Origin of the sequence: Allobosea lathyri, assembly GCF_900108245.1 — a bacterium.
GTDB classification, from domain to species: domain Bacteria; phylum Pseudomonadota; class Alphaproteobacteria; order Rhizobiales; family Beijerinckiaceae; genus Allobosea; species Allobosea lathyri.
This window is the reverse complement of record NZ_FNUY01000004.1, coordinates 187,572-198,562: the sequence shown is the minus strand read 5'-3', so window position 1 is coordinate 198,562 and position 10,991 is coordinate 187,572. Positions and strand designations below refer to the sequence as shown.

Annotated in this window: 10 protein-coding genes; 6 read left to right on the top strand and 4 right to left on the bottom strand. The window is 66.2% G+C overall.

The genetic code is table 11. From position 1 onward, the window contains the following. The first annotated feature begins 26 nt into the window (after nucleotides 1-26). Complete coding sequence (locus C4S73_RS11470) at nucleotides 27-1,835, top strand: SLC13 family permease (protein ID WP_103872899.1); 1,809 nt, start codon at nucleotides 27-29, stop codon at nucleotides 1,833-1,835. A gap of 15 nt (nucleotides 1,836-1,850) precedes the next feature. Here the strand turns inward: C4S73_RS11470 and C4S73_RS11465 are convergent, their stop codons facing one another. From C4S73_RS11465 to C4S73_RS11455, 3 genes are all read right to left on the bottom strand, one after another. Further along, nucleotides 1,851-3,338, bottom strand: coding sequence for an alpha/beta hydrolase (locus tag C4S73_RS11465; RefSeq protein ID WP_103872898.1), 1,488 nt, complete (start codon nucleotides 3,336-3,338; stop codon nucleotides 1,851-1,853). A 232-nt stretch (nucleotides 3,339-3,570) separates the two neighbouring features. Continuing rightward, nucleotides 3,571-4,212 (bottom strand): NrsF family protein, encoded by a 642-nt coding sequence (locus C4S73_RS11460; RefSeq protein WP_103872633.1) that lies wholly within the window; start codon nucleotides 4,210-4,212, stop codon nucleotides 3,571-3,573. 79 nt (nucleotides 4,213-4,291) lie between these two features. Beyond that, nucleotides 4,292-4,867 carry a sigma-70 family RNA polymerase sigma factor gene (locus C4S73_RS11455; RefSeq protein ID WP_244595560.1) on the bottom strand — a complete coding sequence of 192 codons (576 nt, stop codon included), beginning with the start codon at nucleotides 4,865-4,867 and terminating at the stop codon, nucleotides 4,292-4,294. A gap of 166 nt (nucleotides 4,868-5,033) precedes the next feature. Here C4S73_RS11455 and C4S73_RS11450 point away from each other — a divergent pair, with 166 nt between their 5' ends. The 5 genes from C4S73_RS11450 (at nucleotide 5,034) to C4S73_RS11430 (ending at nucleotide 10,824) form a co-directional block, all read left to right on the top strand. Further along, nucleotides 5,034-5,939, top strand: coding sequence for a CE1 family esterase (locus C4S73_RS11450; protein WP_160115740.1), 906 nt, complete (start codon nucleotides 5,034-5,036; stop codon nucleotides 5,937-5,939). Nucleotides 5,940-6,011: 72 nt separating this feature from the next. Next, nucleotides 6,012-7,661 (top strand): thiamine pyrophosphate-binding protein, encoded by a 1,650-nt coding sequence (locus tag C4S73_RS11445; RefSeq protein WP_244595559.1) that lies wholly within the window; start codon nucleotides 6,012-6,014, stop codon nucleotides 7,659-7,661. Continuing rightward, entirely contained in the window at nucleotides 7,661-8,860 is a 1,200-nt protein-coding gene (locus C4S73_RS11440) for an OpgC family protein (protein ID WP_103872631.1), read from the top strand. The genes C4S73_RS11445 and C4S73_RS11440 overlap by 1 nt, the downstream gene beginning before the upstream one ends. Nucleotides 8,861-8,931: 71 nt before the next feature. Further along, nucleotides 8,932-10,317 carry a tetratricopeptide repeat protein gene (locus C4S73_RS11435; protein WP_103872630.1) on the top strand — a complete coding sequence of 462 codons (1,386 nt, stop codon included), beginning with the start codon at nucleotides 8,932-8,934 and terminating at the stop codon, nucleotides 10,315-10,317. 24 nt (nucleotides 10,318-10,341) lie between these two features. Further along, on the top strand, nucleotides 10,342-10,824 hold the full coding sequence (locus tag C4S73_RS11430; protein ID WP_146071334.1) for a hypothetical protein: 483 nt from the start codon (nucleotides 10,342-10,344) through the stop codon (nucleotides 10,822-10,824). 10 nt (nucleotides 10,825-10,834) lie between these two features. Here the strand turns inward: C4S73_RS11430 and C4S73_RS28230 are convergent, their stop codons facing one another. Beyond that, the gene (locus tag C4S73_RS28230) at nucleotides 10,835-10,978 is read right to left on the bottom strand and encodes a hypothetical protein (RefSeq protein WP_160115739.1); all 144 of its coding nucleotides are present in this window, start codon (nucleotides 10,976-10,978) and stop codon (nucleotides 10,835-10,837) included. Between the last annotated feature and the right edge of the window lie 13 nt (nucleotides 10,979-10,991).

Below are 10,991 nucleotides of genomic sequence, written 5' to 3'. Positions count from 1 at the left end.
CCGCTTCATACGGGACATGGCACGTGTTGACTCCGATTGAGAGCACTGCGGCGATCATCGCCGGCACGATCATCCTGTTCGCCTGGAACCGGCTGCCCGTCACGATCGTCGCCATGGCTGCGGCCCTGTCGCTCTGGGCGATGGGTGTCGTCACGCTCGAGCAGGCGCTTGCCGGGTTCGGCGATCGTGCGGTGCTGTTCATCGCCAGCCTGTTCATCGTCAGCGCGGCGCTGGAAAAGACGGGCGTGACCGCCTGGGCCGGTCAGTTGCTGATCGCCAAGGCGGGCGAGAACAAGCGCAGTCGCCTGCTGATCATCATCATGAGCGCGGTGGGCTGCCTTGCCGCCGTGATCAGCGGAGGTGGGGCGGTCGCGGCCCTCATGCCGGTCGTGGTCATGGCTGCCGTCAGGCTGCGCCAGTCGCCGTCGCAATTGCTGATGCCGCTTGCCTTTGCCGCCCATGCCGGCTCGAACATGCTGCTGACGGGTGCGCCGAAGAATATCCTGGTCTCGGAAGCGCTCGAGGATATCGGCCTGCTTGGCTTCGGCTTCGCCGAATTCGCGCTCGTCGGCCTTCCGCTTCTGGCCGGCACGATGGCGATCATCCTGGTGCTGGGGAAATGGCTGCTGCCGGAGCAGACCAGCGCGAGGCTGCCCGCCGATTTCAGCCAACATGCGCAGACCCTCGTCGAGCATTACGGCATCGCCGACGGCGTCTTCCGCCTGCGCGTGCGCGCCACATCGCCCTATATCGGCATGGCGCCAGCTCAGCTCGACGTTGCGAACTATCCGCAGCTCGGCCTGATTGTCGTGCAGGCCGGCGCGACCGGCCTGCCCTTGCGTGCGCCGATCATTTCCGAAGGCGATTACGTGCTGGTGAGGGGCGCGGCCGAGGTCGTGGCGACGTTCTCCGCCGAAAAGCATCTTGCCTTGCGCGAGGACGAAGGCGCCACCGGGGACAGCCTGTTCAGCCGCAGCTCGGGCCTGGCCGAGGTCGTGATCCCGCCGCGTTCCGCGCTGATCGGCCGGCCGATGTTTCCCGGCATGGTCACCGATAGCGGCGACCTCGTCGTGCTGGCGGTGCAACGCGCCGGTGTCGATCTCGACCCCTCCGCTTCCTATCTCCAGGCCGGCGACACCATCCTGCTGGAGGGAAGCTGGAAGGCGCTCGACCTGCACCTCGACGATCCCGACGTGCTGGTGGTCAACTCGCCCGATCTGGTCAGGCGCCAAGCCGTGCCGATGGGGACGGGAGCCGGCGTCGCCATCGCGGTTCTCGCCGGGCTGGTGTTCCTGCTGGCCACCGGCATCGTTCCCCCTGCGGTGGCGGGACTGCTGGCTGCCTGCGCCCTGATCCTGACCGGGATCATCACGGTCGAGCAGTCCTACCGCGCCATCCACTGGACCACGGTGATCCTGGTGGGGGCGATGATGCCGCTCTCGATCGCGATGGTGCAGTCGGGCGCGGCACAACTCGTTGCTGGCCATCTCGTTGCGCTGACCGGCGATGCCGGCCCCACGGTCTTTCTCGCCGGGCTCTTCATCCTGACCGCCAGCCTGGGCCAGATCATGAGCAACACCGCGACGACGATGCTGGTGATCCCGATTGCAATGGCCTCGGCCGCAAGTATGGGCGTCTCGCCCCGGCCGATCCTGATGAGCCTGTGCATCGCGGGCTCGGCATCCTTCCTGACGCCGATCGCGACCTCGACGAACCTCATGGTCATGGGGCCGGGCGGCTACAGCTTCGGCAGCTACTGGAAACTCGGAACCCCCCTGATGATCTGGTTCTTCATCATGGCGGTGTTCTACGTGCCGCTCATCTGGCGCTTCTGAGAAGTCGCTCCAGCTTCATTTGGTGGCGGGCTGAACTGGTACGGGGCTGGTGCCACGCAAAGGCTCGTCGATCCGCTCGATCAAGTAGGAAAAGAACGGGTTCGACGCCATCCGCAGCAGGGAATCCAAGTTCACGATCAAGGTGCCGCGCTCGCCACGCGCCGCGACGGCTCCGAGATTGATGCCGAAACTCTCCTTCGGGTCTGGATGCAGGCCGTAAAGCGAGTCGCTCGTCGGGAACGGCAGCGCGACATGGGACAGGGAGTAGACATCGAACGGGTATTGCAGGCCGAGATCTCGGACCGTCTCGGTCGAGGCGCCTGCTTCCGTGACCCGCTCGACGACATCGCTGGAATCGGCGCTGGCATTGGTGATGATCGAGACCCGGAACGGCCGCGGCGGGGCCGGCAGCATGCGGCTCAGCAGCGTGTCCGATGCTGAATTCAGCAGCGGCCCGAATTTGGTGTTGCGGTTGAGGTCGAACAGCACGAGTTCGCTGCCATTCGCGGGGAGGTGCGCGTAGAGCGACGAGACGATCGCCCGCGTGCTCACCGTGAAATCCATCACCGATTGGAAGGTGATGAGGGGAGCCAGATCCTTCAGCCGGTTTTCCCGCGCCAGCCGGAGAATCTTCTGCTGCAGCGCGTTGGTCAGAAGGTGGGACTGCCTCGCGCCATTGACGGGAAAGGAGTTGTACTTGAACGGATTGAACTCGGGCAGCACGCTGAGCCAGGCCGCCTTCGCAAAGGACGGCAGGATGGCCGGCAGGGCCGCAAGCCCGGCAAATCGGGCGAAGGCGGTGATGCCGATCATCGGCGATATCAGCACGATACGATCGGGCCGCGACAGCTTCTCGTTCTCGATCGCCTCCAGCGCATACATCAACGCGAGCGCGCCGCCATTCGAGAAGCCGACCAGATGGAGCGGCGCCGAGGGGCCGACCTGCCGCCTAGCCTCCCGCACCGCCAGGCGGGTGGCGGCGAGCCAATCCTCCCATTCGATATCGGTGAGGCCGGCGGGGACCGTGCCGTGGCCGGGCAGGCGGATCGCAACGGAGACAAAGCCGCGATCGCGATATTGTCTTGCGACATGGCGCAGGCTGTAGGGCGAATCCGTGAGGCCATGCAGGAAGACGGCGGCGCCGACCGGCTTGCCCTCCGGCTCCAGCAGATAGGAGCGGTTCCAGTCCTGCGAGAAGTTTGGAGGATAGATCGCGCTGCCGTCGAAGTAGCGGTTGACCGGAATCCGCTCGTCGGGGGTCAGCTTCTGCGTGACCTCCTTGCGGACGCTCGCGAACGCAGCGTCCTCGGCTTTCAGAAACTGTGCCCAGCTGCTCCGGTCGAGTTCTTCGATCGAGAGCTCGTGGGGCGTGAACGTATGCCAGGGTTCGAGCGGAGCGCCTCTCTGGGTGTCGTAAATGCGCAGGCCGAGCAGGGAGAGCGCGCTGATCACGACGACTATGGCGCCGCGCTTCAGCGTCTTGCCGATGAATCCGCTGATCATTTCGACCTTCGACAGCTTGTTTCTTTGCGCCACGTACCGGCCGGGATGTCACGGTGCGGCCATCCGGGCTGCCATGATGATGGCATGTCGGCCCAGCCGGCACGACTGGCGCCATTCCGTTGCCGACTTCTATGCCTGTCATTGCAAAGCCGGGGATTAGCGGAGAATCCCAACCCTGTTCGCAGCGTCCCGTTTTCGGCGCGCGGATGGGGCGACGGTTAGCCCTGAGCAATCACCACCGCACCATGCGAGGAAAAATCCAGGCACCGAGGCCGGCCATCGCGGCCATCGCTAGGGGATACCAGCTGGCGATGAAGGGGATCGCGTCTTCCGGGCAATGGACGCTGTAGGCAATCGTCGCCAACCCGGCCGAAGCGATGCCGGCGCTAGCTCCGCTGAAAGGCTGGTCGACTGGAGCGCCCTGTCTTGCAAGCGCGAGCAACACGGCAAACGGCACCAACGCGTATAGTGGGATGGCGATCAGGCAGGCGCGCCAGCTCCGGCCGAAAGTCAGCGCGGTCCATTGCTCCGGGGGCGCATTCATCAAAGTGACGGCAGCCCAGATCGCGACGGCTACGACCGGCACCGCGATCAGAGCAAAGCCCTTGCGTGGTTTCAGCCCCGGCCGCAGGCTTTTCTGGAAGGCGGCGAGCGCTATCGTCGCGACGCTCGCTCCGAACAGCGCCTTGGTGAGAACCGGGCCGCTCGCCCAGGTCGCCGCCAGATCATGGCGCGCTCCAAGCGTCAGCAGGACGAGACCGACCGTCGCGACCGTGGCGAGGAGCGCGGCCAGCCAAGTCGTGCGGCCAAGCCACCCGGTATCGACCGGCCGGTCGCTCGCAGCCATCAGGGAGATCAGTTCGTCGGTTTTCATATCTCTACGGAGGTGCCCTTGTTTTCTGGAATTTCGCAGCAAATCGGCAAAACGTTACAGCGATGAAGTCGCACGGTGGTCATGGCTCCGCCCGGGGGCCTCGTTTCGTCAGGATTCTCGCCAGCGCGTGCAGTCCGCGATGGATTGCCACCTTCGCTGCCGTTTCGGTCATGCCGGCGGCGCCGGCCGCTTCGGCGATAGTGCAACCCTGGACCTTGACCCTGTCGATCAGCGTGCGCGTCCGCTCCGGCAGGGCCTGCATGGCACGCGACAGGTCGAGCCGCGCATCCGATGCTACGGTGTCGGGCGCAGCCAGTTGATAGGCCTCTTCGTCGATCGGGAGATTGGCGGCATGGCGCCCTGAGCGCCGCAAATGATCTATGAGCTTGTAGCGGGCGATCGCATGCGCCCAGGCGGTGACGGGGCTGGCGGGCTCATAGGTATGACGCGACAGGTGCAAGGCGAGCAGCGTCTCCTGGAGGACATCCTCGGCCTCGCTCGCCTCGTGGCGGCCAACCCGCGCGAGTTGCGAGCGCAGATAGCCGCGCAGGCGCAGGCTGATCGTCTCGAGGAACAGGCGGTAGGCGGCCGCGTCGCCGCCCAACCCAGCCAGAAAGGCCGGCCGCAACTGCGTTTCGAGTTCGTCAATGGACACGGGCTGGCGCAATTTTCCGTCGGAGGCGGATAGTGCCTATCCCGTCGCATGGCGACCAGCGCCTCACAAGCCTGTGACCGGCGATGGCATGCCGACGCTGCCGATATGCGCTAGCCTCAGCTCGGAAGCAGCGCTTGCGCGAGCGGTTGCAGGAAGGTCGCCGGAGATGTCGGCACTAGCGCGTCTCACGCTTTCGATCGCGGCGTCGATCGCTGCTTTTGTTACCCCCGCCGCGATGGTCAGCGCGCAGAACCTGCCACTCGCCGGCAAGGCCGTGGACTCATGTCCCACCGAGGGCGGCTGCCAGGTTGAGGGCGGCTTTTACCGGGTCATGCTCCCGCCCCCGACGGCGGCCGGACGACGGCCCGGCGCGATCATGTTCTTCCACGGCTGGCAGGGCTCCGCCGACGAGACCATGTCCGATCAGGGACTCGTCGATGTCGCGCGCCGTCTCGGCGTTGCGCTGATCGCGCCTGATGGAATGGGCAAGACCTGGTCCTATCCGGGATCGCCGGGACATCATCGCGACGAATTCGCTTTCGTCGCGCAGGTTCTGGACGATGTCGTGCGGCGCTTTGCTGTTGATCCCGACGCTATGATGGCCAGCGGCTTCTCGCAGGGCGCTTCGATGGTCTGGAATCTCGCCTGCCGGATGCCGACGCGATTCCACGCCTTCGCGCCGATTGCCGGCGCCTTCTGGGAGCCTCTGCCTGCCGATTGCGCGGAACCACGGCCGAACCTCGTTCATTTTCACGGCACGAGCGATCCGACCGTGCCGCTGGCCGGACGCTCGCTGCGCCAGGGCTACAAGCAGGGCGATGTCTTCAAGAGTCTCGCGATCCTGGCGCCGGGCTGTACGGCGTCCTGGGCGGCGGATGTCCGCAGTGCAGAGCCACCGGCCACGTTGTCCTGCCGGGCGGCCTCGGGCTGTTCGGGGCCGGCGCGTCTCGAATTATGCCTGCATCCGGGTGGGCATTATGCGGATCCGACCTGGGTCGAGCGGGCCTGGAGAGTTGCCATGCCAACCGGCGCGCCCGTGGCAGCGACGGGAGCGAAGCTCACTTTTCCGTGATGCGGTAACCGAAACGCGCCAACGCGCGATTACCCCTTCGGGCCGCGTGTGCGGATCGCCCAAGGGGAAGCCATGCGCCACGATTTGCTGTCACCAGAGCAGATGCCGGACGCGGGCGTTGCCGATCTCGTGACCGGCGCCGACCTCATGGCCGCCCGGCTCGCGGCGGCAGGTGCGACCCACGCCTTCGGTATCCCCGGCGGCGAGGTTCTGGCTCTGGTCGATGCTCTGGAACGCGCGGGCATCCGCTTCCTGCTTGCCAAGCATGAGAATGCCGCGGGTTTCATGGCGGAAGGGCTGTGGCATGCGACGGGTGCGCTTCCCGTGCTGGTGGCGACGCTGGGGCCCGGCGTCGCCAACGCGGTCAATGTCGTCGCCAACGCGCACCAGGACAGGGTGCCGCTGATCTTCATCACCGGCTGCGTCGATCAAGCATTGGCCGAGAGCTACACGCATCAGGTCTTCGACCATCAGGCGGTATTGCGCCCGCTGGTGAAGGCGAGCTTCCGCGCGGCGCCCGGCACGGAAGACCTCGTGGTCGAAAAAGCGCTCGCCATCGCGCTGCGCGGCCGACCGGGACCCGTCCATATCGATCTGCCGATCGCTGTCGCCGAGACACGCACGGCACGCCGCGCGATGCCGGTCGCGCCGAGGCCGTTGCGTTCCGTGCCGGCCGACCTCTCCGTCGCCCGCGCCATGATCGCGGCCGCGACGAAGCCGCTGGTGATTGCCGGGCTCGATCTGGTCAATGAAGGCGCTGCGGCGGTTCTCGACCGCTTCCTGTCGCAGACCGGTGCACCCCTGCTGACGACCTACAAGGCCAAGGGGCTGATTGCGGAAGATGACCCTCGTGTCATCGGCGCTGTCGGGCTCTCGCCGAAGGCCGATGCGATCGTGCACCCGCTGATCGACGAGGCCGATCTTATCGTGCTGGCCGGGTACGATCCAATCGAGATGCGACAGGGCTGGCGGCATCCGTGGCCGGCGAGCAAGCGTGTCATCGACATCGTCGCGCAGGACATGGCGCATGGCATGCACAGCGCGAGCCTTGTGCTGGAGGGGCATGTCGGCACCATCCTTTCGCGGCTTGTCGATGGTGCGGCGCCGCAGATTGCCTGGCGTGAGGGGAAGCCGGCGGTTGTCCGTGCCGCCTTTCAGGCAGCGTTTGCTCCTCCTGCCACTTGGGGGCCTCACAGCGTCTTCGAGGTCCTCCGGGAGGTTGCACCGGTCGGCACGATCACTACGGCCGATTCCGGCGCCCACCGGATCCTGCTCAGCCAGATGTGGCGCTGCGATGGTCCGCGTCGCCTGCTGCAATCGACCGGTCTTTGCACCGTGGGTTGCGCACTGCCGCTCGCCATCGGCGCGGCGCTGGGCTCGGGACAGCCGACGCTTTGCGTCGTTGGCGATGCCGGCCTCGAAATGGTGCTGGGAGAGCTTGCAACCCTGCGCGACCTCGCGGTTCCCGTCGTCATCGCGGTGCTCGTCGACGAAAGCCTCGGACTGATCGCCCTGAAGCAGCGCCAGCTTGGTCTGGCCCGCGCCGGGGTCGATTTCGGCGCGACCAATTTCGTTGCGGTCGCCCATGCCATGGGCGGGCACGGCGTCATGGTTCGCGATCGCGACGGCCTTGCCCGCGAGGCGAGCGCGGCGTTCCGGCGCGATGGCTTCACGATCTTGGCCTGCCGGATCGACGCCCAGAGCTATGAGGGAGCGTTCTGATGGCGCAGATGCAGCCAAGACCGCTCAAGCGCCCGCGCGACGAACGCCTCGATTTCTTTCGGGGCCTGACCATGCTGATCATCTTCGTGGCGCATATGCCGGAGAACAGCTGGAACGGCCTCATTCCGGCGCGCTTCGGCTTTTCGTCCGGCGCGGAGCTCTTCGTTTTCTGCTCGGGGCTCGCGAGCTCCATCGCTTTCGGCGCGGTGTTCGTGCGGCGTGGCCTGTTGCTCGGCGCGGCGCGCATTCTCCTGCGGATCTGGCAGGTCTACTGGGCGCAGCTGGGCCTGGTTCTGGCTCTCGTCGGCATTGCTGCACTTCTGGATCGCTGGATCGGCCTTGCCGTCGTCGCGAGCCAGTTCGCGCCGCTGCTGAGCGATCCTGAAAGCGCGCTGCTTGGCTTGGTCACGCTGACCTGGCAGCCCGATTATCTCGACATCCTGCCGATGTATCTGGTCATTCTGGCGCTGGTGCCGGTCGCGATGGCGTTGCGCCGGGTGCACGAGACGCTGCCGTTCCTGATGGTCGCGCTGCTTTATGCGCTGGTCTGGACTGTCGATCTCAACCTGCCCGGCAATCCCTGGAACGGCTCCGGCTGGTTCCTCAATCCCTTTGCCTGGCAGCTGATCTTCTTCCTCGGCTTCTTCTTCGGCATGGGCTGGCTGCAGGCGCCGCAGCTCGGAGAGCGCCGCCTGATGATGGTCGCCGCCGTGTTCCTGCTGCTCAGCGTGCCACTGTCCTTCTGGGGCATATTGGAGCACTGGCCGGCAATGCAGGCGCTGCGCGACCAACTCCTTCCGGGCAGCGAGAAGAGCAGCCTGCATGTCCTGCGCGTGCTTCATTTCCTGGCTCTGGCCTATCTCGTGCTCAGCCTGATCGAGCCGTACCGCCAGCGGCTCGATAGCGGTGTCGGCCATCTTCTCATCCTGATCGGCCGGCAGTCGCTCGCGACCTTCCTCGCCAGCGTCGTCTTCGCAAGACTTGCCGGCACGATCGCCGACATGGCCGGCCGTACCGAACTCAGCGTGGCGCTGACCAATCTCGTCGGCTTTGGCGCGATCCTTGGTGTCGCGATCGTAGTCGGCTGGTTCAAGAGCGCGCCCTGGTCGGGATCGGCTCCGGCGGTCAAAGCAGTGCCGCCCGCTCTGGAGCCGTCATCCCAGATGGCTCCGCCAACACGGGTCCGTGAAGCGAGTTGATGTCCGTTTGATCGCTCGCACGCGAACTCCTCGACAGTGCGCCCTTCGAGGCGCTTCAAGGGAGTGATCCGATGTTTCACGATCTTTCAGGCGACCGCGTCACCGTCGCGAACGATGCCGCGCGATTGGCCTGGAACGACACGCTGGAAGCTGCGCTGGCCCATGCGGCCGCGACGCCCGAGCATCTCGCCCGCACGCTTCAGGCCGATCCCGATTTCGCATTGGCGCATGCCACCAAGGGCCTGATGCTGCTGTCCCTGGCCAAGCCCGAACTGGTCGGCGCGGCGCGGAACTGCCTCGCGACCGCCCATGCGGCGATGGCGCGGCGCCCCGTGACCCGGCGCGAGCGCATGGTTGCGGAGGCTCTGGCGCTCTGGCTGGCGGATGCGCCCCGGCAGGCTGCCCATCGCCTCGAGATGATCCTGGAGGCTCACCCATTCGATGTGCTGGCGCTGAAGCTCGCCCATGGCATCCGCTTCATGCTCGGCGATCAGGCCGAGATGCTGGCGAGCCTGCGCCGCGTCGCGCCGGACTTCGCCGACAGCCACCCGCTCGCCGGCTATGTGAACGGCTGCTACGCCTTCGCGCTGGAAGAGCAGGGCTTCTATGCCGAGGCGGAACGCACCGGGCGCCACGCCGTCGCCTTGAGCCCGCGCGACGCCTGGGGCCGTCATGCCGTCGCGCATGTGCTGGAGATGACCGGCCGGGCCGATGAGGGCGTCGCCTGGCTCGGCAACTCCCGAAACTGGGCCCATGCCAACAATCTGCGCTTCCATATCGTCTGGCATCTCGCGCTGTTCCGGCTGGAGCGTGGGGAAACCAGCGAAGTTCTGCGCCTTTACGACAACGACATAAGGGGCGAGGCCGCCGACGATTTCCGCGACATCGCCAATGGCGCGTCGCTGCTGGCCCGCCTCGAATATGCCGGTGTCGATGTCGGTACGCGCTGGGAGGAACTCGCTGCGCGTGCCGAGAACCGGGTCGGCGATGGACGTCTGGTTTTCGCCGATCTGCATTATGCCCTTTCCCTGCTCGGCGCTGGCCGGACGGACGGTGCCGAAACGATCGCCCGCACGCTGGTCGAGGACTGCCACACCCATCCCAGCGGCGAACGGCGCGAGGCGGCCCGCAATGGCGCGCTTGCGGCCTTCGGACTGCTCGCCTTCCACGAGGGCGACTATGCCGAGGCGACGCGGTTGCTCGGCGCGGCGCGGCATGGGCTCGTCGTGATCGGCGGCAGCCATGCCCAGCGCGATCTGTTCGAGCAGGCCTATATCGAAAGCCTGATCCGCTCCGGCAGCCATGAGCATGCGGCGACCGTTCTGGGGGAGCGCATCGCCCGGCGGGGCGGGTCGAACCTCTATGCCGCCCGCCGCCTCGCCATGCTGCGAAACCGGCCGATCGGCCGCGCGGCGGCATTTGCAGTCGCCGCGACGCCCATCGCCATCGCGCATTGACGATCAGCACAGGACATAACCACCATGACCACAACAACCATGCCCCGGGGGCTGGCCCTTCCCTCATCGCGTGCCGTCATCAACCTCGCGCTCGGCGGCTTTGCCGGGCTCGGTTTCTGGGAGCTATTCTCGGCGGTTCCAACAGCCTGGTTCGCGGAATATCCGCTCGAACCGCCGGAACTGGTCAAGGCGCTGTTCGCCCATCAACTGGGGTTGACGCTGTCGACGCCGATGGCAAAGCTGCTGCACTTCCTCACCGGCTTCCTGTTCTACCCGCTCGGCTATTACGGGCTGACACGCTGGGTGAAGAGCTTCGGCATGCCGGCCGCTGGCTGGATCTGGGGCGTGATCACCTATTTCATCGCGCTGGGCTTCTTTGCGCCGCTGGCCGGCCAGGCCTTCCTGCTTCTCGACGTGCCGCGCCTCTCCTTCATGAGCCTCGTCGGCCATGCAATCTACGGCTATGTCGGCGCCTACGTCTTCGAACGGCTGGAGCGAACAGGCTGATCGCGGCGCCTCAGGGGCCCGGTGCCTCCGCTATGCAAGCCTCGCTGCTGGCATCCCAGTCGCCGTCCTGGCAGGGCGCATCGCCGAGGCCCGAGACGATCAGAACGAGCAGGGCAAGGGCGAATGCCGCGACCGCAAGCGTGAGCCAATTCATGTGACCATTTCCA